The 20289-nt window shown below is 71.3% G+C and carries 16 protein-coding genes and 2 pseudogenes; 8 read left to right on the top strand and 10 right to left on the bottom strand.

Annotated elements, in window-relative coordinates; genetic code table 11:
• Positions 1-2: 2 nt before the first annotated feature.
• The 4 genes from OG595_RS44250 to OG595_RS44235 all read right to left on the bottom strand — a co-directional run bounded on the left by OG595_RS44250 (position 3) and on the right by OG595_RS44235 (position 5548).
• A complete protein-coding gene (locus OG595_RS44250) occupies positions 3-287 on the bottom strand; it encodes an acyl carrier protein (RefSeq protein ID WP_329282411.1) in 285 nt (94 codons plus the stop codon).
• 133 nt (positions 288-420) lie between these two features.
• Positions 421-2130 (bottom strand): acyl-CoA dehydrogenase, encoded by a 1710-nt coding sequence (locus OG595_RS44245; RefSeq protein ID WP_329282409.1) that lies wholly within the window; start codon positions 2128-2130, stop codon positions 421-423.
• Complete coding sequence (locus tag OG595_RS44240; protein ID WP_329282407.1) at positions 2127-3797, bottom strand: acyl-CoA dehydrogenase family protein; 1671 nt, start codon at positions 3795-3797, stop codon at positions 2127-2129. Before OG595_RS44240 ends, OG595_RS44245 begins: the two co-directional genes overlap by 4 nt.
• The gene (locus tag OG595_RS44235; protein WP_329282405.1) at positions 3794-5548 is read right to left on the bottom strand and encodes a fatty acyl-AMP ligase; all 1755 of its coding nucleotides are present in this window, start codon (positions 5546-5548) and stop codon (positions 3794-3796) included. Before OG595_RS44235 ends, OG595_RS44240 begins: the two co-directional genes overlap by 4 nt.
• 139 nt (positions 5549-5687) lie before the next feature.
• Between OG595_RS44235 and OG595_RS44230 the strand changes: the two genes are divergently transcribed.
• The 6 genes from OG595_RS44230 (at position 5688) to OG595_RS44205 (ending at position 13150) form a co-directional block, all read left to right on the top strand.
• Positions 5688-6650: an ATP-binding cassette domain-containing protein gene (locus tag OG595_RS44230; protein ID WP_329282402.1), complete on the top strand. Its 963-nt coding sequence runs from the start codon at positions 5688-5690 to the stop codon at positions 6648-6650.
• On the top strand, positions 6647-7543 hold the full coding sequence (locus OG595_RS44225) for an ABC transporter permease (RefSeq protein ID WP_329282400.1): 897 nt from the start codon (positions 6647-6649) through the stop codon (positions 7541-7543). Before OG595_RS44230 ends, OG595_RS44225 begins: the two co-directional genes overlap by 4 nt.
• A 58-nt stretch (positions 7544-7601) precedes the next feature.
• Entirely contained in the window at positions 7602-8678 is a 1077-nt protein-coding gene (locus OG595_RS44220) for an LLM class F420-dependent oxidoreductase (protein WP_329282397.1), read from the top strand.
• Positions 8679-8796: 118 nt separating this feature from the next.
• Positions 8797-9510 (top strand): thioesterase II family protein, encoded by a 714-nt coding sequence (locus OG595_RS44215; protein ID WP_329282395.1) that lies wholly within the window; start codon positions 8797-8799, stop codon positions 9508-9510.
• Positions 9511-9607: 97 nt separating this feature from the next.
• On the top strand, positions 9608-10432 hold the full coding sequence (locus OG595_RS44210) for an SDR family oxidoreductase (RefSeq protein WP_329282393.1): 825 nt from the start codon (positions 9608-9610) through the stop codon (positions 10430-10432).
• 69 nt (positions 10433-10501) lie between these two features.
• On the top strand, positions 10502-13150 hold the full coding sequence (locus OG595_RS44205) for a non-ribosomal peptide synthetase (protein WP_329282391.1): 2649 nt from the start codon (positions 10502-10504) through the stop codon (positions 13148-13150).
• Positions 13151-13304: 154 nt separating this feature from the next.
• Here OG595_RS44205 and OG595_RS44200 read toward each other — a convergent pair.
• Positions 13305-13908: pseudogene (locus OG595_RS44200) on the bottom strand (COG4705 family protein); the annotation flags it as partial.
• Between the two features lie 178 nt (positions 13909-14086).
• Here OG595_RS44200 and OG595_RS44195 point away from each other — a divergent pair.
• Positions 14087-14227: pseudogene (locus tag OG595_RS44195) on the top strand (MerR family transcriptional regulator); the annotation flags it as partial.
• A gap of 215 nt (positions 14228-14442) precedes the next feature.
• Here OG595_RS44195 and OG595_RS44190 read toward each other — a convergent pair.
• The 3 genes from OG595_RS44190 to OG595_RS44180 all read right to left on the bottom strand — a co-directional run bounded on the left by OG595_RS44190 (position 14443) and on the right by OG595_RS44180 (position 15871).
• Positions 14443-14886, bottom strand: a complete 444-nt coding sequence (locus tag OG595_RS44190; protein ID WP_329282389.1) for a DUF2267 domain-containing protein — start codon at positions 14884-14886, stop codon at positions 14443-14445.
• A gap of 56 nt (positions 14887-14942) precedes the next feature.
• Positions 14943-15338: a DUF2267 domain-containing protein gene (locus OG595_RS44185; RefSeq protein ID WP_329282387.1), complete on the bottom strand. Its 396-nt coding sequence runs from the start codon at positions 15336-15338 to the stop codon at positions 14943-14945.
• Positions 15339-15439: 101 nt separating this feature from the next.
• Positions 15440-15871, bottom strand: a complete 432-nt coding sequence (locus OG595_RS44180) for an Hsp20/alpha crystallin family protein (protein WP_329282385.1) — start codon at positions 15869-15871, stop codon at positions 15440-15442.
• A 128-nt stretch (positions 15872-15999) separates the two neighbouring features.
• On the opposite strand from OG595_RS44180, the gene OG595_RS44175 reads away from it, so the two are divergent.
• Entirely contained in the window at positions 16000-16623 is a 624-nt protein-coding gene (locus OG595_RS44175; RefSeq protein ID WP_329282383.1) for a type III effector protein, read from the top strand.
• A gap of 254 nt (positions 16624-16877) precedes the next feature.
• Here the strand turns inward: OG595_RS44175 and OG595_RS44170 are convergent, their stop codons facing one another.
• Complete coding sequence (locus OG595_RS44170; protein WP_329282381.1) at positions 16878-17450, bottom strand: hypothetical protein; 573 nt, start codon at positions 17448-17450, stop codon at positions 16878-16880.
• Positions 17450-19993 (bottom strand): DnaB-like helicase C-terminal domain-containing protein, encoded by a 2544-nt coding sequence (locus tag OG595_RS44165; protein WP_329282379.1) that lies wholly within the window; start codon positions 19991-19993, stop codon positions 17450-17452. Before OG595_RS44165 ends, OG595_RS44170 begins: the two co-directional genes overlap by 1 nt.
• Positions 19994-20289: the final 296 nt, after the last annotated feature.

Genomic DNA, 20289 nt, shown 5'->3' with positions numbered 1-20289 from the left:
GGTCAGGCCTGCTTCTCGCTCGCCGGGGCGGCCTCGGGACGTGCGCCGAACAGCTCGGTCAGGGCCGCGCTCAGCGCGTCGACCGTCGGGTGGTCCCAGGTCAGCGCGTCGTCGACGGTCACCTCGAACTCGTCCTCGATGTCGGCGGTGATGGCCAGCGCCGTCAGTGAGTCCAGGCCGTAGTCGGCCAGCGGGACGGACGTGTCGATGTCCTGGGGTGAGCGGCGCAGGTAGGTCGCCACGCGCTCCGTCAGCCAGGTGTGCACGTCGTGGTAGCCAGCGGTCATGAGGGGGGTCACTTTCTTGAGCGGGGGGAAAGGAAGCCGGAGCGCGGATGGCGGCAGGGCCGGATGCGGGATGTCCGACGGCGCGGGGCCTACGGCTGGTGGGTGGCTCTCGGGCGACGCCGACGGCCGGGGCTCAGACGGCGAGCGGTCTCCCGGTCAGGCCGAAGGAACGACCGGTGGCCCGGCGGTCCAGGAGTTCGGCGAAGAGCGCCTCCTCGACCTGGGCAGGCAGGGGGCCCGGCCGATGCGGGCCCGGCGCCGAGCGGCACAGGGCCGCGCGCAGCCAGGCGGGGTCGGCCAGGAAGCTCTCGGACGGAGCGTCCCGCCACACCCGCGCACAGGCGGTGCGGGACAGGAGGCGCACATACCGGGTGACCAGGTCGTAGTGCTCCGGGCGGGCGTCGACGCCGAGGTCCACCGGCGACAACCGCGCGCATACGGCGGACAGTTCGGCCAGTTCGGCGTGGTCGCCCCGGAGCACGGCCCGCAGGTCGTCGTGCTCGGGTGACCAGGGCGCGTCGGCCAGGGCGGGCAGGGAGCCCATGACCGGGTCGCGGCCCGCCGCGTGCAGGGCCAGCCGGTCGTAGGGCAGGGGTGGCAGCGGCAGCGCGAGCGCGAACAGGTCGGCAGGCGCCTCGGCGCCGGGACGGGCCCAGGTGCGGCGGGCCAGCAGGGGCAGCTGGGGCAGCAGACTCATCTGGCAGGCGGCGCGCGCGATGTGCCCGAAGCCGACGGGAGCGAGATCGCGCAGCAGCTTCTGGAACAGCGCGGTCGGTCCCTCGCGCAGATAGAAGTGGGCGCCGAGGAGTTCCGCGAGCCGGTCCATGGCCGACAGCAGCAGCCGGGACACCTCGAACTTGACCGCGGAGGCGTACACGCTCGCCGAGCCGGGCACCACGTGCAGCGCACGGGCGCCCACCGCGCCGAGCGCCTCGGCACGCAGCAGGTCGGCGAAGACGCCGGCCAGCACCGAGCGGACGTGCGGGAGGGCGGTGGCCGGGCCGCCGTACAGCCGACGGCGTGTCAGGTGGTCCACCGTGATGCGCAGTCCGGTGTCGAGGATGCCGCTGGCCATCGCGGGCAGGACCGTGCGGGTGATCTGGAGGGCCTTCAGCGCTGTCTCCAGACCTGAGCCGGCCGGGCCGAGCAGCGCGGAGGCGGGCACCGGCAGTTCGTCGAAGGCCAGGCGGCCGAGTTGCACCCCCCTCATGCCGACGGTGCCGAAGCGCGGCAGGTCGGTCAGGCGGGCGGGGTCGGCGCTCGCGCGGTCGACGAGGACCAGGGAGTGGCCGCGCGGACCGGGCCGGGGGTCGGTGCGGGCGAGGACGACCAGGGCGTCGGCGCGTCCGATGTTGGTGACGACCTCCTTGCGGCCGCTCAGGCGCAGTCCGTCGGGTGCGGCGGTGGCGGTGAGTTCCGTGCCCGCCATGTCGTTGCCGTGGGCCAGTTCGTGGAAGGCGATCGCGATACGCCGGCCGTCCAGGAGCAGGCGGGCGGCATGCTCGGTCTGCTGTTCGTCGCCGGCTGTCCACAGGGTGACTCCCGCGATGAGCGAGCTGGCGCCGTAGCCGAGGCCGAGGGCCGGGTCGCGTCGGTAGAGCGCGCGCATGACCTCGGCGAGGTGGTCCGCCCGCGCGAGCCGGCCGCCCAGCGCGGGGGGTACGAACTCGGCGTTCAGCCCGTAGGAGTGCAGCAGCGACTCTCCGGCGGCGAGCATCTCCGCCTGCTCGTCGGCGGCGAGAATGGCGGCGGTTCCCGTGGGATTGGCAGGATCGGAGAGGCTGCCGAGCAGCTGTTCCAGCTCGTCGGCGCGCTTGGGTGCGAGGCACTCGTCGGATGTCATACGGCCTCTCCCCACAGCGTGAACTCCCGTGCTGGCGTGCCGAGTACGACGTCGGCCAGGTCGCAGAACAGGTCGCTGTCGTCCTCGCCGAGCAGGTCGGTCAGGCAGGCCCGCAGCCACAGGCCGTCGGAACCGAGCCGTCCCGTGCGCAGCGGCGGGTTCTCCAGCCACAGCAGCAGACAGGCTGCGGCCGCGTAGGCGCGTTCGTAGCGTTCGGCCAGGTGGAAGGCGGTGCTGGGCAGTCCGCCCGTCATCGGTACGAAGGTGGCCGACTCCCCCTCCAACAGGGCGAGGTCGCTGAGCAGGCGGGCGATGAGCGGGCCCGCCTCCGGCGGCCCTTCCGCCTCCATGCGCGCCGCCATGTCCGGCAGTGCCTGCACGGCGCTGCATCCCGTGGCGGAGCGCAGCGTCAGCCGCTCGCGGTCGAACCGAGGGAGGGGCGCGGTGAGGTCGGCGGCGGCCCGCAGGCCTTCGGCGTCGAAGCGGCCGCGGCTCAACTGGCGTGCCAGGCGCGGCAGCTGGGCGAGGAGGGCTGTACGGTTGACGACCGTGCTGCCGTCGAAGATCGAACAGATGCGGTGGTCGCGTTCGAGTTTGGCGAAGCCGTCGCCGGGCGGCGAGGTGAGGAAGCCGCGGACGCCCAGCAGTTCGCCGAGCGAGCCGAGCGTCTCCTGGGTCAGCGTGGGGACGTACGCCTTGGTGATGGCCGAGATCACGCTCAGTTCACCGGGCACGGTATGCACCGAGCGGGCGGAGAGCGCGCTCGCCGCTTCGGCGGTCAGCGCGGCGGCGGCTGCCCGGCCGAGGATGCGCCGTATGTGCGGAACGTCGGCGAGGCGGCGGCCGTACAGTTCGCGTCCGGTGACGAAGTCGCGGGCCAGCCGCAGGGCGTGGTCGGCGGCCCCGAGTGAGAGTGCCGTGCAGGCGACGCGGGTGAGCTGGAGCGTTCTGAGCACCACGGCGATCCCGTCGCCCTCTTCGCCGACGAGGGCGTCGGGGGGCACCGGGGCGTCGTGGAGGGCGAAGCCGCTGATGTCGGCGCCGCGGATGCCGTGCGTGCGGACCTTGGGCAGGTTGTGCCAGGCGCCTTCGGGCAGCCGGCGCTTGTCCACGAGGAAGAGGCTGAAGCCGCGTCCGCCGCCGGCCGGGTCGGTGCGGGCCAGGACGCAGGCGAGGGTGGAGCGGGTGGCGTTGTTGATGAGCCACTTCTCGCCGGTGAGCCGCCAGCCCGGACCCACCGCACCGCCATTGGTGCCCGCGTCGGTCTCGGGCACCGCCGCGAACTCGCTCGCGAGCAGGTCGGCGCCGTGGTCACGCTCGGTCAGTCCCCAGCTGACGGCCTCGCCGCCGCGCACCCGCTCGGCGAGCCGGGCGGCCTGGTCGGGGGTGCCGGCCACCCATACCGGGGCCGCCCCCAGGAACGTCTTGCCGTGCGCGATGGCCACGGTCAGATCGCGGCGGGCGACCGTGCGCAGCAGTCGTAGCGTCTCGCTGAAGTCGCCGTCCGGGGACAGGACGTAGTGGGCGGGCATCCCCGCGTCGTCGAGGAGGCGGACAGCGCTGTCGGGAAACTCCTCCAGGGCGTCGAGCGCGTCGAGCGCGTCGGACGAGAAGGCGTCGTTCTCGTGGGCGGCGAGCAGGATCTCCAGTGCGGCCGCGGTGGTCATCGCGCGCTCACCCGCCGGTGTTCGGCCAGGGCCGCGGTGAGCAGCCGGTCCTCGCCGAGGTGCAGGGTGTCCAGTTCTCCGGAGAGGTAGAGGCCGCGCATCGCCGAGCGTTGCACCTTGCCGCTCGTGGTCCGCCGGACGCCGCCGGGCCGCACCAGCGCGACTGCCGCTACGGGGACGCCGAACTCCCGGGCCACGGTCTGCTTCATGCCGACGGCTATCTCGCTCAGCCGCTCGGCGCCCCAGTGGGCGCGGATCTCGTGCACGGCGACGACGGCGGGAGCGGTGTCCGGCCCGTCGTCGTTCCCGACCATGAAGACGGCCCCGTGCAGGCCCTCCAGCTCCTCGTGTCCGGAACGCAGTTCGTACTCGATGTCCGCGGGGTGCAGATTGCGCCCGTGCAGGACGAGGACGTCCTTGCGGCGGCCGGTGATGTAGACGTCACCGTCGAGCAGGCCGCCGAGGTCACCCGTGCGCAGGTACGGACCGCGTCCGTCGCGGGTGCGGGCCCGGAACGTGGTGTCGGTGGCGTCCTCGTTCTCCCAGTAGCCCGCGGTGACGCAGGGGCCGCCGAGCCAGATCTCGCCGATCCTGCCCTCGGGCTGGGCCTCCCCGGTGTCGGGATCGACGACCAGGACGTCGGAGCCGGTCGGCGCCCCGCATCCGACGAGCATGCGGGACGGCTGCGCACCGTCGGCCGGTCGCAGCATGCGGCTCTCCAGCGCCGAGGCGTCGACGGCGGTACGCAGGGGTGCCCGCCCTGTGGTGGCCGAGGCCATCAGGGTCGCCTCGGCGAGGCCGTACACGGGGATGAGCGCGTCGGGCCGCAGCCCTGCGGCGGCGAACCTGTCGGTGAAGGCGGCGACCACGTCGGCGCGGACCGGTTCCGAGCCGTCGGCGGCCTTGACCCGGGACAGGTCGAGCGTGGCGAGCTGCTCGTCGGTGACCCGCCGGACGCAAAGTTCGTAGCCGAAGTCGGGGGCGGCGGTGAATCCGACGTCACAGGCGTCCAGCATCCGCAGCCAGTGGTAGGGGCGGCGCAGGAAGGACATGGGGTCCATCTGGACGTATCCGTCGCCGGACAGGAGGCCGGGCAGCATCAGGCCGATCAGCCCCATGTCGTGGTACAGGGGGATCCAGCCACCGTACGTCGTACCGCTGTCGTTGCCGAACGCGTCCGCCATCCGCTCGACGTTGGCGACCAGGTTGCCGTGGGTGACCATGACGCCCTTGGGGTCGCCGGTCGATCCCGAGGTGTACTGGAGCAGTGCCAGGGTTTCCGGCGACACCTCGGGAGCGGTCCAGGCGTCCGGGTCTCCGTCGCCGGCGTCGACGGCGTGGCAGACCACCCCGACGATGCCCTCCTCGGCGATCCACTTCTCCACGTCCGGCAGATCGCTCTGCTGCGTCAGGACGACATTCACCCTCGCGTCACGGGCGATGGCGGCGAGTCTGCGGCGCTCGTGCCGGTAGCGGCCCGGCAGAGGGGAGGGCACCGCGATGACGCCGGCGTAGACACAGGCGGAGAAGGCGGTGGTGAACTCGATTCCCGGCGAGTGGACGAGCAACGCCCGGTCGCCTGCGGAGAATCGTTCCTGGAGCCAGGAGGCAATGCGCCGGGAATGCAGATCCAGTTCCCCGCGGTCGCGAGCCGCACATCTGAGATCGGTGAATTCGGAGACGAATGTTACCGCAGGCCGCCGCGGATTACGCGCCGCCCGCTCCCTCAGGTTCGTCAATAATTCTCGCACAGCAGGAAACGTACGTGATCACGATTCACAGTCCGGCAGCGAAATCTCCACGCAACAGCAAAGCAATACCATCGAACGTGCAAGTGGTCTTTAACGTTCCATGATCGACTTCGGTCAACGGCGAGCGTAGAACGGACTTGTGCCTACCCCCACCACGTCCGCCGTCGCTCTCTACGGCCTGCACAAGCACTTTCAGGACAGCCCTGCGTTAAGCGGCATCGACCTGGAGGTGAACACAGGTGAGGTCATGGGCCTCCTGGGTCCGAACGGAGCCGGCAAAACCACTCTGGTGAAGATTCTCACGACCCTCCTCAAGCCGGATTCCGGACATGCTTTCGTGAATGGCTGGAATGTGGTGGAAGCACCGGAAAAGGTCCGTGCCACGATCGGAATGGCTGGCCAGTATTCGACGGTCGACAGCTTACTTACGGGCTTCGAAAACCTTTTTCTCCTCGCGAAACTGCGCGGTCTGGGCCGTTCCGCGGCCCGCCGCGCCGCCGACGACCTGCTGTCCCGGTTCCGGCTCACCGACGCCGCGGGGCGCCCCGCCGGCACCTACTCGGGCGGGATGCGGCGACGGCTGGATCTGGCCGCCGCCCTCGTCTGTTCCCCTCCACTGGTCCTCCTCGACGAGCCCACCACCGGCCTCGACCCCGAGAGCAGGTTCGACACCTGGGACGCGGTCGGTGAGCTGGTCGCCGGCGGCACCACGATCCTGCTGACGACCCAGTACCTGGAGGAGGCGGACCGTCTCGCCGACCGGATCACCGTGATCGACCGGGGCCGGGTGGTGGCGGTGGGCACCAGCGACGAACTGAAGGCAGCTGCCGGAGACCGGCTCGTCCTGTGCGTCGCCGAGGACCACCAGCTCGACGTGGCGGCACGCGCCGCCGCACGGGCCACCGGCACGCCCCCGACAGTGGACCGCCGAGCCCGGCGCATCGAAGCGGCCACCACCGACGGCCGAGCCGCACTGGGCCGCGCCCTCACCGCACTGGCGGACGAAGAGGCCGACGTACTGGAGATCGGGCTCAGCCGCTGCACCCTCGACGACGTGTTCCTCGGCCTGACCGGCCGCGCGCGGCACGAGGCGACACGATGACCGCGCCCACCGACGTCCACAAGACCGGCACCCCGCACCGGGGCGCACCCCCCACCGGCCTCGTCCCACCCGCGGCCGTGACCAGGGCCCGGCGCACTCCGGGCCTCCGTGTCGTCACGGAGAGCACGGACCTCGCCCTGCGCAACCTGCTGCACCTGCGGCGCACTCCGGGACTGCTCATCTCCTGCCTGGTCGAGCCGGTCGTGTACGCACTGCTCATCGGGTACATCTTCGGCAACAGCCTGGGCGGCACGGCCTACCGCTCGTACATGTTCGCCGGGCTGATCGCCCAGACCGTCGCCTTCACCACCACCTTCACCACGGTCGGGCTCTCCCGCGACCTGGACCAGGGCATGGTCGACCGCTTCCGCACACTGCCGATCTCCCGCGTGGCCCTGCTGCTCGGCCGGACAACCTCCGACCTCACGACCTGCGTGGCCAGCCTCACCGTCACCACCACCTGCGGACTGCTCATGGGCTGGCGCACACACACCGGCCCCGTCCAGGTGGCCGCCGGCATCCTGCTGGTACTGCTGTTCTCCTTCGCGATGTCGTGGATCGGCGTCTTCGTCGCCCTCGTCTCGCCGAACTCCCAGGTGGCCGGGAGCCTCGGAGTGATCTGGCTGTTCCCGGCCACGTTCATCTCCTCCGGGTTCGTCTCCGGAGCCACCCTCCCCGGCCCACTGTCCACGGTGGCCGCCTGGAACCCCATCACCTCGCTCGCGAACGCCCTGCGCAAGCTCCTCGGCAACCCGCCCCCGCCAGGCTTCTCCGTCCAGCACGGCTGGCCCGCACACCACCCGGAGGCGTACACCGTGGGCTGCTCGGTGCTGATCATCGCCGTCTTCACCTCCCTCTCGACATGGCGTTACCGCACCCGCACCAGCCGCTGACCGCGGCCACGACCGAGCCTGGTGCCCCGACCGTCCCGCGCCCTCAGCAGGAGTACCCATGACCGTTCCCACCCTGCGTCTCGGCCTCAACCTCGGCTACTGGGTCGGCGGCAACGACGCCTCCAACCTCCCGCTCGCCTCCCTGGCCGAGGAGCTCGGCTACTCGGCGGTGTGGGTCTCGGAGGCCTACGGGTCCGACGCCGTGACCGTGCTGTCCTGGATCGCCGCCCGCACCTCCCGCATCGACGTCGGCAGCGCGGTCCTGCAGATCCCCGCCCGCTCACCCGCCATGACCGCGATGACCGCCGCCACCCTCGACACCCTGTCCGGCGGACGGTTCAGGCTCGGCCTCGGCGTATCCGGCCCCCAGGTCTCGGAGGGCTGGCACGGCGTCAGATTCGGCTCACCGCTGGGCCGTACGCGCGAATACGTCGATCTGGTGCGCCGCGCCCTGCGCCGGGAACCCCTGGAGTACGAGGGCAGGCACTTCACCCTTCCGCTGCCGGACGGCCCCGGCAAGGCGCTCACCCTGACCATCCGGCCGCCCCGCGAGCGCCTCCCCGTCTACCTCGCCGCCCTCGGCCCGAAGAACCTGGAACTGGCCGGGGAGATCGCCGACGGCTGGCTGCCGGTGTTCTTCTCCCCCACCCACGCCGCCAAGCAGCTCGACCCCCTGCGGGCCGGCCTCACCAGGTCCGGGCGCACCCTCGACGGGTTCGACATCGCCCCCTGCGTACCCCTGGTGACCGGCGCCGACTGGCAGACCTGTGCCCGCCGGGTACGGGGATACGCCGCGCTGTACCTCGGTGGCATGGGCGGCCGGGAGGACAACCACTACACCCAGCTGGCCGAACGCATGGGCTTCGGTACCCAGGCCCGTACCGTCCAGGACAGGTTCCTGGCCGGTGACTTCCCCGGCGCCATGACCGCCGTACCGCTCGAGTTCCTCGACGCCACCTCTCTTCTCGGGCCGCGGGAACGGATCGCCGAGCGGATGACGGCGTTCGCCGAGGCCGGCGCCACCACGCTCAACCTGATGCCCGTGGGCCCCGGGCTGCCCGGCGTGGACCGCGCCGCCGACGCGATGCGTGTCGCCGCCGAGGCCGCGCAACTCGCGGGCCTGCTCGCCCCCTGACCAACCCCGTAAAGCCCCCGCTCACACGGCTCACACGGCCTGCTCGCCTCCGGCCCCGACCCGCGAACCCTCCCGCGCCCCCAGAGCGCACACGACCAACAAGGAGACACCCACACTCATGACCACCCCTGACACGACCAAGCTGATCTGCCTGCCGTACGCCGGAGCGGGCGCCTCGTTCTACCGCCCCTGGACGGCCCTCGCCGGGGACTCGCTGGAGATCGTGGCGCTGCAACTGCCCGGCCGGGAAAGGCTGATCGACGAGGAGCCCTACCGTGATGTGCAGACGGCCGCGGACGGACTCCTGGCCCAGCTGAAGGAACGGCTCGGCGACGGCGACGGCCATCGAGTCGTCCTGTTCGGGCACAGCCTCGGTGCCGTGCTCGCCTACGAACTCGCCCACCGGCTGGACGCCGAACCCGGCATCGAGCTCGTCCACCTGTTCGTCAGCGGATCCCCGGAACCCTCCAGTGGACGCGAACAGCACGCCACCGGCCTCTCCGACGAGGACTTCCTCTCCCGCGTCGGCGAGTTCGCGGGCTATCACCATCCCGCGCTCGACGACCCGGAGATGCGCGCCATGATCCTGCCCACCCTGCGCGCGGACGTCGAGATGCACGAGGCCTACACGCCCAGCACCGACCTTCCGCTGGAGGCACCGCTCACCGTCATCCGGGGCGAGGACGACGACCTGGTCGACTACGACGACGCCGAGGCCTGGAGCAAGGCCGCCGGCCAGGACTTCGAGCATGTCGAGTTCCCCGGCGGCCACATGTACCTGGCCGACTCCTCCCCCTCGCTGGTCCGCCTGATCGTCTCGTCGGTGCTGTAGCCCCCTCTCCCCTCCTCAACACGACTCTCACGACTCTCACGACTCTCACGACTCTCACGACTCTCACGACTCTCACGACTCTCCCAAGGAGCATCCGATGCGTTTGCACGGCAAGTCGGTCCTGGTCACCGGCGCTGCCCGCGGGCTCGGTCGGGCCGCCGCGGTCGCCTGCGCGGCCGAGGGCGCCGACCTCACACTGCTGGACATCTGCGCCGACCTGCCCGGCGTGCCCTACCCGCTGGGCACCACGAGCCAGTTGGAGCACACCGCCGCACTGTGCCGCGAGGCGGGCGCCGCCGTCCTCACCGTCGAGACCGACATCCGCGACCTGCTCGCCGTACGGGAGGCCGTGGCGCGGGCCGAGGACCGGTTCGGCCGGATCGACGTCGCCGTCAACAACGCGGGCATCGCGGCGCCCTCCGGCAAGCCGGTGCACGAGATCGACGAGGACGAGTGGTCCCTGATGATCGACGTGGACCTCTCCGGGGCCTGGCGGGTGATCCGCGAGGTCGGCAAGGCGATGAGCGCCCGGCGCGGCGGCAGCATCGTCAACGTCGCCTCCACCGCCGGTCTCGTCGGCTACCGCCACTTCGCCGGATACGTCGCCGCCAAGCACGCCGTCGTCGGCCTCACCAAGGCCGCCGCCCTCGACTACGCGCCGACCAAGGTCCGTGTGAACGCCGTCTGCCCGGGATCGGTGCGCGACGACGCCTCGGGCGAGGGCCGGATGCTCGCCGAGATCGCCCGTGCGCTGGAGGTGCCCGTCGACGAGCACGAGAAGACCTTTGTCGAGGCCCAGCCCATGAACGCGCTGATCGAACCCGAGGACGTCGCCGCCGCGATCGTCTTCCTCGCCTCCGACGAGTCCCGGCAGATCACCGGCTCGGTTCTCACCGTGGACGGCGGCTTCAGCATCCGCTGAGCGGTGCGCACGCCGTTCCGGCCTCCTCCGGACAACCTCGACACCCCTGAACAACAAGGAGTACCCCTCGTGCCAGGCTCTCTCCTCCCCGCGGCGCGCTGCCATGCGGTACGCGTGCGTTCGGACCGTTCCCCGGACTCGGCGGCCCCTGCGGGGCTGTGGACGGAGGACGTACCCGTGCCGGCGGCGGACGCGCTCGCCGAGCGGCGCCGCGCCGTCGAACTCGCCCGGCCCGCCTCCGGACCACGCAGGGTCCTGCTGCGTTACGCCGACGGCCCGTGCGACCTGATCGTGGTGGCCCCGCGCGACCGGTGGGACCGCACGGCCCTCGCCCGTCTGGCGGCCGGCGAGGCCGTGGAGTCCGCCGAATCCGGCGGATCCGGCGATGCGCACACCCGCCGCCCGGCCCCCGAGGGACCCGCGCTCGCTCCCGCCCCCGCGTGGGGGCTCGGCCACGACGGCCACACCCTCCCTCACCTGCTCTCCCTGGACGAGGGGGGCGACGAGGCGAGCTGGCTCGCGGCCCTCGCCGTCACTCTGCGCCGCTACGACCCCGAGACCGCGCCGGTCGTCGGCACGGACCACGGCTTTTTCGCCATACGGGAGGCACCCACACTCGGTGAGCTGAAGCCCATCGCCGCCGATGGGCCCGCACTCGTCGGCCTGCTCTTCGACGACGCAGAGCTGCCGGGCGCGTACGTGCCCTGCCTGGCACCTCCGTTCCCGCTCACCCTCTCGGTCTTCCGGGACGCCGGTGGCCTACGGCTGCGCTGCGACCACCTGGGCAGCCACTTCTCCCCGGAGATCGCCGCGCAGTTCGTACGGCACCTCGCCCACGTACACGGGCAGGTCCTGCGCTCCCCGCAGACCCCGCTCGACGACGTCGAGCTCCTCGACGAGGCCGAACGCGCCCGCACTGCGGCGCTCGGCCGGCCGACCCGCACCCTGGCGACCACGGAGGTGAGCATCCCCGAGGCGGTCGCCCGCGCAGCGGCCGCGACACCCGACGACATCGCCGTGACCGAGGGGGCGGCGGGCCTGACCTATCGCGAACTCGAGGAGCGGGCCGACCTGTTGGCCCGCGGCATGCGAGCCCGTGGAGTCGTCGGCGGCGACCGGGTGGGCGTGTGCCTGGAGCGCTCCGCCGAACTCGTCGTCGTCCTGCTCGCCGTGCTGAAGGCTGGCGCGACCTACGTCCCCGTCGACCCCGCCTACCCGAAGGACCGGATCGCCCACACGGCGCAGGACGCCGAGCTGGGGGTGGTGGTCACCCGGCTGCCGGAGTTCCCGGCGGTGCCGGGCTGTGTGGCGCTGACCCCGGACGAGCTGCTGGACGCCGCACCTTCCGGGACGGACGACGCCGCTCTCCCGTTCCCCTCCCCGGACACCGCCGCCTACGTCATCTACACCTCCGGCTCCACCGGCCGTCCCAAGGGTGTCGTCGTGCCGCACAGCAATGTGATCGCCCTGATCGACGCGACCCGCGTCGAGTACGGGTTCGGCGCCTCGGACGTGTGGACCTGGTTCCACTCCAGCGCCTTCGACCTGTCGGTGTGGGAGATCTGGGGCTGCCTCGTGACGGGCGGGCGGCTGGTCATGGTGCCGTACTTCGTCTCCCGCGAACCCGACCGCTTCCGCGACCTGCTCGTCACCGAGAAGGTCACCGTGCTCAGCCAGACCCCGTCGGCCTTCGCCCAGCTCCTGGGCGTCGACCACAGCGACGTGTCCGTCCGGCTCGTCGTCTTCGGCGGTGAGCCCCTGGACGCGCGGATGCTGCTGCCCTGGTTCGACCGGCACCCCGAGTCGGCCTGCCGCATGGTGAACATGTTCGGCATCACGGAAACCACCGTCCACGTCACCGAGCAGACCGTCACCCGGAAACTCGCCCTGGCCGCCACCCGCTCCGTGGGACCCGCCCTGCCCGGCTGGCACCTGTACGTGACGGATCCGGCCGGACGCCTGTTGCCGCCCGGAGTGATCGGCGAGATCTGCGTCGGCGGCGCCGGAGTCGCGCTCGGCTATCTCGGCCGACCGGACCTGACCGCGCAGCGGTTCGTACCGGACCCGTTCACCGGCGGCACCATGTACCGCAGCGGCGATCTGGGACGCCTGCGCCCCGACGGCTGTCTCGAACACCTCGGGCGCATGGACAACCAGGTGAAGATCCGTGGCTTCCGCATCGAGCTGGACGAGATCCGCTCGGTCCTGCTGGAGGACCCGGACGTGCGCACGGCGGCCGTCGTCGTACGCCGCGTCGATCCGTCCGACGCCGCCACAGCCCGGATCGACGCGTACGTCGTCCTGTCGGCCGGGGGCGATCCGGGCGCCGTCCGCAAGCGGGCGGCGGGCATCCTGCCCGACCACATGCTGCCCACCACGGTCACCTCCCTGGACACGCTCCCGTTGACGGCCAACGGCAAGCTCGACACGGCAAAGCTCCCCGCACCCACCGTGCCCCGCACGCCGGCCCAGGACACCGTGCCCGTCACGGGCGACGCCGACCTCAGCGAACGGTTGCGGGAGATCTGGAGCGAGGTGCTCGGCGTACCGGTCGGCCTGGACGACGACTTCTTCGACCTGGGAGGCAACTCCCTGTTCGCCGTCCGCATAGGCGCAGCCCTGCGCGCGCGGGGCCTGCCGTCGCTGCGGCTGAAGGAGTTGTACCGCCGCCCGACCATCCGGGGAACCGTCAGCAGCCTCACGGACCCGGGCGACTGACACCCGCGCCGCAGGAGGCGGAGGCGGTGGCGCGCTCACCGCCTCCGAGCCGGGCCGAGCCGATGACCGCCCGGAGCGGCCCACTTGTCGTGGGGCGGCTGCGCATGACAGTTACGTGGTGTAACACGCATGGCTTGAACGCGTCGCGAGCCGTTCAGGTCGTCTGCCGAGCCACGCGCCCAGGGTCCGCGACGTCTTTGCGCGTCACAGGCAGGTAGACGACCAGGCCGAGGATGACCGCGAGGAACAGCGCGCTGGTGACGACGGTGCCCAGACCGATTCCGCCGTCGCCGGTCTGCTGGGAGAGGTAGTCGCCGATCGAGGCCCCGAGCGGGCGGGTGAGGACGTAGACGATCCAGAAGCTCCAGACGGCGTCCAGGCCCAGGGCGAAGTGCGCGACCGCGACGGCGCCGATGGCCAGGGCGAACAGGACGGCCGCGAGCCAGTAGCCGAGGTCCATGCGCTCGGAGACCAGGTCGCCGGCCGTGGTCCCGAGGGCGAACGTGAACAGTACGGCCAGCCAGTAGAACGATTCACGGCTGCTCGTGTCGATGCTGTGGATGGACAGGGTCCGCTCACGCCGGTACCAGACGACGAAGACGACCACGAGGAGGAGCGCGCGGCACGCCCATGTTGCCGGTGAGGTTGTCACTGATCAGCGTGCCGACCACGCTGATCAGGGCGACGGCGTGCCAGTAGACGCCCGCGCGGTAGGTGGTCGTACGGAACTGCACGACAAGGACGACCGCGAGCAGAGCGTCCGGCCTGATCACGATGGGCCGATGCACACCCGCGCCGCGTTCTGGCTGCGGCACCGGCTCGGCCGTGCCGTGGTTCTCGCCTATCTCCTCGCCCTGTTCCTGCCCGGACCCGGCCTTTGGCTGCGCCGCCCCCACCTCCTGCCGCTGACCCACCTGACGCTGAACACCGCACGTCCGACAGCTCGTCGACCGCGGGACCCCGATCGAGTCCGCCTGCCGGATCGTCATCCTCGAAGACCAGCTCGACGAAGCCCCGCGCATCAACGCCGAATACCGTCGCGTCGCCGCGTCATCCGCTCCGTCGGCGTCAGCCTGAGACAGCGAAGACCTGCAACTGCCCAAGTGGCTTCGCGGCTGGTGCCCGCACATGATGCCCGGGACGCTCCGGCGTCCCGGGGTCTTCTTCACCATGGCTCCGGCCCCACCGCAGCCCCCACTGTCACTGCGGGGCTGCGGCGGCCCCCTCCTGCGGGGCGCTCGGGCCGTGCACCGCCTTCCACCCCGCCCTGGCGCTGGAAGGGCACAGACCGTTTACGCGGAAGGGGTGAGTTCGGCGCGGCCGAACAGCAGCGCGTACCCGGTGGGGAGCTGGTACAGGATGCGCGTGATGAGGTCGGGGTCGGCGTGGGCGGCGACGGCCGCGAAGACGGAGCCGGTGTCCCACCGGGTAGTGGCCAGGGAGGCGCCGGAGCGGGCGGCGAGGTCCTTGACGAAGGCCCATCCGGTCAGCGGCTGTGTGTCGGGGATCTGCGCGGTCAGGACACGTGCGGCCTCCAGGGGCAGGCAGGCGGCCAGATCGACGCGTTCGTCGCCGGTGAGCTGCCGCCCCAGGCCCGAGAGGACCAGGCGGACGGCTTCGTCGGCTCGCTCACGGGTGGGGTAGGCGCCTTCGTAGCGGACCTTCTCCAGCATCTGCTCATATGCCGTCGAGTACGAGAGCTGGTGCTCAAGCGGTGCGCGTACGTCGGTGATCACTGCGGTGCATGCCTTTCATGAGAGCAGGGTGCCGGTGTGCGGCACCGAGGTATGGGTCAGGTGGGCTGGGGGCGGCCGAAGAGGAGGTCGTAGCCGACGGGGAGCTGGAGCAGGATCTCCCCCAGCAGGTCATCGCCGGCCGTGTCGGCGACCGTGGACAGCACGGCGCTGACGTCCCAGGTCGCGGTCTGCTCGGTGGCGCCCTCGACCCAGGCCGCGGTCGCCCGGACGAACCGCTCAGGGGAGAGCGGTTCCGCGCTCTGCAGCGGGTTGAGCAGGATCAGGGCGAAGCCCTCCGGCAGGCGTGAAGCGAGCTGGGCACGGACCTCGCCGATCAGATGCGCGCCGAGCAGGGCGAGCACCACACGGGCCGCGCGCTCGGCTTCCTCCGCAGTGCCGTATTCGCCGCGTTCCTTCACGTGGTCGAGGAACGCTTCACGTCGCAGAGTCATCTCGGCCGCCACCCCTCCTTGTTCTTCGGACCGTCCACGGAGTGCGGAGGGCGGGTGAGGGGGAGATCGGATGCCCGCCCTCCGCACCTGTCCGGCCGGTGTCAGCCGGAGATCTCCTTGTTGCCGGTTGCGACGCCGATGGAGATCTTGCGCGGCTTGGCCCGCTCGGCGATCGGGATCCGCAGGGTCAGCACGCCCGCGTCGTAGTCGGCCTTGATGCGCTCGGTGTCGAGGGCGTCGGCCAGCACGATCTGGCGGGAGAAGACGCCGAGCGGCCGCTCGGACAGCTCCATCTGCACGTCGTCGGCCTTCGCCACCGGCCTGCGCTCGGCCTTGACCGTCAGCATGTTCCGCTCGACGTCGATGTCGATCGCGTCCGCGGTAACGCCGGGAAGGTCGAAGGCCACCACGTACTCGTCGCCCTCGCGGTAGGCGTCCATCGGCATCGCCGACGGCTTCGACCAGGTGCCCGGGCCCATCAGCTGCTGCGCCAGCCGGTCCAGTTCACGGAAGGGGTCAGTGCGCATCAACATCGTGAAAACACCTCCAGCAGGTTCAGGCAGTTACTGCCAATGCGCCTCACTGACACCGTTGTAACATGTCATCCAATGGATGACAAACATGATGTCGTCTACCTGATGACAACCTGAGGGAGGTGTCCGTGACCGCGGCAAACCAGCCGTCCCCGCCCAGTACCGACGCCCACAGCCCGGTGTCGTTCCTTGCCGCCGCGGCGGCCCTTGACGCCATAGACAACGCCCTGCGTGAGGCCCTGCACGAGACCCCAACCTCCCCCGCCCCCGGTCCGGAACAGGCCCTGGCGTCCTTGTCGCTGCTGCGGCAGGTACGCGAGCAGCTCGCCGGATGGGAGACCGGCCTGATCGAAACGGCCCGAGAGGCGGGCGCCAGCTGGGCCGATCTCGCCCACCCCCTCGGCGTCGCCAGCCGCCAGGCCGCCGAACGCCGCTACTTGCGCGGCCGCCCCGGGCCCGCCGGGACCACCGGCGAACAGCGTGTCCAGGCCACTAGACAGGCCCGCGCCGCCGACCGCACCACCGCCGCCTGGGCCCGCAGCAACGCGGCCGACCTGCGCCGCCTCGCCGGCCAGATCACCGCCCTCACCGACCTGCCCCCCGCCGCCCGCCGCCCGCTCACCGAGCTCCACGCGGCCCTCGCCCACGACGACCCCGCCCACCTCATCGCCCCGCTGACCGCTACCCGCCCTCACCTGGCCGCCGTCCGCCCCGACCTCGCCGCCCGGCTCGACACCCTCGCACCCCCCTGACCCCCGACCGGCGCACCGCAACAGCGGCCCGGTCAGCCTCCGCCCCCGGGCGAACGAGCGGAGACCTGGAACCGACGCGGCCGGCCTGCGGGCCATCTGACCCGCTCCCTCACCGAGCAGGGCCTCCGCTGCTCGGCGATCGGGACCGACTGCGCGTACACGGCGATCATCGGTCATTTCCGCAGTTGGGAAGGGTGACGCATGCGGTGAACTCCCTTGCCGCGGAGGTCGGTTCGCCCCCTCCGGGCGTGCAGCTACCTGACTTCGACGCGGTACGCGACGCCGGGGAACTCCCATCCGTCGGTGCCTTCGCCGATGTCCTCGACGATGACGTCATCGACGAAGTGGTCCTCGAACTCGTCGTCGGTGAGCTCGCCCGCGAGCCAGAGCTCCTCGATCTGGTCCCAGTTGCCCCGGCTGCCGTCGATGCGCAGGGGCGCGGCGCCCAGGGTGCCGCGCGTACGTTCGTCGTCCCCGGTTTTGACGACGCCGCTGATCTCGTACTGGCCCCGCCTGATGTGGTCGGGGATCGGGCCGGCGGGGACGATGGCCGTGTTCTCGTACGCGGTGTGGATGACGTCGCGGTAGTTGCGGCGGACGTTGTACTCCGCGTCGGACAGCCAGCTGACCAGAGTCCTGGTCGTCACGTGGAGTCCGGCGTCCTCCAGGGCCTGCAGCCCGCGATGGGTCGCGGTGAGCTGGCTGAGCTGGGCATGCCAGTGCTTGGCGGTGTACGACGACAGCCGGTGGCGGGGGGTGACCTGGGAGCGCAGCAGGTCGCCCAGGGCGGCGCCCAGGCTGCCGCCGCGGCCTGTGGGGCCGGCCATCAGTCGTCGCCTTCGAGGATGATCTCGCCGGACTGGACGAACTTGGCCTTCACTTCGCCGAAGCCGGTCCCGATCCGGTAGGTAGCGGGCGGCGTGCCGGGCGCAGTCCAGAAGACGGCCTGGTCGACGTTGCGCAACGCGATGAGCGTGTGCCCTTCCTGGACGGCCTTGAACGCGACAGTCCAGTGGCGGACGGATGCCTCGGCGACCATGCTCATGCGCCAGTCCGGCCGCCAGAACGGGGACCGCTGTGCGGGGCGCTTGGGCCACAGCAGGCGCAGCGCGATGGACAGCCGGGTCTTGTACGCCTTGTAGGGGTCGCCGCCGATCTGGACGAGCTCGGTCCGTGCCTTACGGGTCGCCTCGTAGAAGGGCTTGAACAGCGACTCGTTGTACTTCCCCGTCCAGGAGTCGTGAATGGCCGGCATGGCGCCGAGATGGCGCTCCCGGACGAGTCTCTCCAGCTGTTTGATGTGGGGGGTGGTGACCCACACCCGGCCGTGCTCGTCGGGCCGGTCGATGATCCGCCCCAGCGGGTGCGGCATGTCGGTGCGGGTCCATTCCGGGATGTCGATGAGATAGATGCCGGCCTGGGTCTTGTCGTACGCGTCGAGCGGGCCGGTGTGCAGGAGCTTGTTCGGGGCGAGGGGAACGGCCGAACACGCGGAGGGGAAGCTGCCGTTGCGGTCGATCAGGCACAGCACGCCCGCGCCGAACGGTCCGGGCACGTCGATCTTGTCGCGGCGGACGCGCTTTCCGTTCGCCCTGACGTGGGGCACGCGGGCGGCAGTGACGTCGGGGTGGACCCAGCGGGGTTCGCCGTCCATGTGCTCGCTGATCAGCGGCCACGGGCCGCTGTCACGTTCCTCGGTGCGGATGACGGAGATCGGGTGCATCTTCGAGCGGCCGACCGCGTCCTTGAGGATCTTCAGGGCAGGGAAGACGTGGCCCTCGGGCTCGTCCTCCTCATCTCCCGGCGCCAGGCCGTCCTCGTCGCCTTCCTCATCCTCCGCCGCCGTGTCGACCCGGGTCTGTCCGCTGCCCGGCGGGGCAGGAACGGGCAGACCGTCAGCGGCAGCCTGACCGGCGCCTGCGGCGGTGTCGGCGGTGTCGGCGGACATGGCCTCGCCGTAGGGGCGCAGCGCGGCGGCGAGGCGGTACCCCTCGTGGGTGTCGGGCATCTCCCCTACCGCCGCGGCGGCCCGCAGCAGCGACGGCAGGATCTCCTTCAGGGCTTCCTGGTCGCCGCCTGCGACCGCGCTCCGCCATGCCGCCAGTTCCCGGGTGAGCGCGGCGGGGATCCCCCGGTGTCCGCCGGACGTGTAGGCAAGAGCGGCTTCGGCCAGTTCCAGCGCCGCCGTCGCCCCGGCCGCCGAGAACCCCGGGACCGCCGGGATCGCCGGGCTCTCGGCACGGCCGAGAGGGGCGGCCCCCGCGTCGAGGAAGCGGGCGTGGATCAGGTCGGGCCGCAGGTACGCCGTGCCGATTGTGCCGACATCACGTTCCGTGACCGTCACCTGAACCTTGTCCGGGTCCGCGGTAGCGGTGAGCGTCACCAGGACATCGGCGTCCAGGAGCCCCAGAAGCGCGGGGTCGTCGCTGTCCACGACCGCGAGCACCGCTACCGGTACGGAACGCGCGAGGCCGGCCAGGACCTGGGAGGCCTCCGGCAGTCGGTCTCCGGACAGCGGCAGACGGGCGTTGTGCGCGGCCTGGAGGCGGTCCACGACCACAAGAGCCAGACCTTCCATGTGCGGCACGGTCTCCGCGATGTCCTCGGCCCTCAGATGGGTGCCGTCATCGATGAGCAGCACGTCACCCGCCTGAACCAAGGCGCGGGCGACCTCCTGCTCATGCGCGGTCAGGCGGCCCTGCTTCAGGCGCGCGTAGTCACCCCCCGTCTCGGCGGAGACGATCCGGCGGAAGATGTCGTCCCTGTTCGGCCCCGACGCCGCATACAGGACCGTCCGCCGCTCGACGAGCGCGCTCTGCCGCGCGGCGGCCAGACCCAGCAGACTCCCGCCGACATTCGGAGCGGCCGCCACCAGCGTCAGCCGGCCCGGCTGCAGACCACCCGTCGCCGCGTCCAGACCCGGCAGCCCGAACAACGGGCCACCGACCGGCACATCGGTGAGCACGGAACCGATCGCGTCGCCCAACGTGGCGAGCCTACGCGGAGCACTCCCGGAGTCCTGGTCACCTTGCCCGTGCACCGCACCTCCTGCGGACGCCGCACCCTGCGCGGCCATATCGGACGAGAGAGCACTTGAAGCGGGGTCGGCGGGGAGCAGCACCGCGACCGGCGTGGTGTTCCTCAGCAGCACCTGCGGTCGGCCCTGAGCCGCCAGCGTGACAAGATCACCGAAGTCGCGCTGCGCCACGCTCAGCACGTGGGCCGGGAAAGCACCGGCCTTACGGGCCGCCGGGAACCGGTCCAGCGGCGCCAGCAGAGCACGCACCCTGTGCTTGGTGACCACCACGGTGCGCCCCTCCTCCTCGGCGGACTTCACCAGCGCATACAGATTGTTCCGCGCCGTCGTCACATTGATCGCACCCTCATCCCGTGGCGACCGATCCACTCACCCTCCCAGAGCATTCAACTAGCCATCACCATAATAGAATTCACCTCTTCAACCCAGGAAGCCACTACGTTTCTGCAAACTCTCACCCACTATCAGCGACTACGCACCGCCGGTCCGGCCCGTGTGGCGAAGATCAGACAGAGCCTCCACCAGGTCCCATCTCACCTGTGCAGTCGGCTGTACACCGAACTCGGGACAGACCATCCCGGCCCCTCACCGAGGCGTCGTGGGAGGCCCTGGTCCCGATCAGCGCGGCT

The sequence above is a fragment of the Streptomyces sp. NBC_01451 genome (genome assembly GCF_036227485.1).
Lineage (GTDB): Bacteria > Actinomycetota > Actinomycetes > Streptomycetales > Streptomycetaceae > Streptomyces.
This window is presented reverse-complemented; position numbering and strand designations above follow the sequence as displayed.

Excerpts from the sequence above, each read along its gene's own strand:
- OG595_RS44250 (WP_329282411.1), bottom strand. The coding sequence starts at position 287 with ATGACCGCTGGCTACCACGACGTGCACACCTGGCTGACGGAGCGCGTG.
- OG595_RS44245 (WP_329282409.1), bottom strand. The coding sequence starts at position 2,130 with ATGACATCCGACGAGTGCCTCGCACCCAAGCGCGCCGACGAGCTGGAA.
- OG595_RS44240 (WP_329282407.1), bottom strand. The coding sequence starts at position 3,797 with ATGACCACCGCGGCCGCACTGGAGATCCTGCTCGCCGCCCACGAGAAC.
- OG595_RS44225 (WP_329282400.1), top strand. The coding sequence starts at position 6,647 with ATGACCGCGCCCACCGACGTCCACAAGACCGGCACCCCGCACCGGGGC.
- OG595_RS44220 (WP_329282397.1), top strand. The coding sequence starts at position 7,602 with ATGACCGTTCCCACCCTGCGTCTCGGCCTCAACCTCGGCTACTGGGTC.
- OG595_RS44215 (WP_329282395.1), top strand. The coding sequence starts at position 8,797 with ATGACCACCCCTGACACGACCAAGCTGATCTGCCTGCCGTACGCCGGA.
- OG595_RS44210 (WP_329282393.1), top strand. The coding sequence starts at position 9,608 with ATGCGTTTGCACGGCAAGTCGGTCCTGGTCACCGGCGCTGCCCGCGGG.
- OG595_RS44185 (WP_329282387.1), bottom strand. The coding sequence starts at position 15,338 with ATGACTCTGCGACGTGAAGCGTTCCTCGACCACGTGAAGGAACGCGGC.
- OG595_RS44180 (WP_329282385.1), bottom strand. The coding sequence starts at position 15,871 with ATGTTGATGCGCACTGACCCCTTCCGTGAACTGGACCGGCTGGCGCAG.
- OG595_RS44170 (WP_329282381.1), bottom strand. The coding sequence starts at position 17,450 with ATGGCCGGCCCCACAGGCCGCGGCGGCAGCCTGGGCGCCGCCCTGGGC.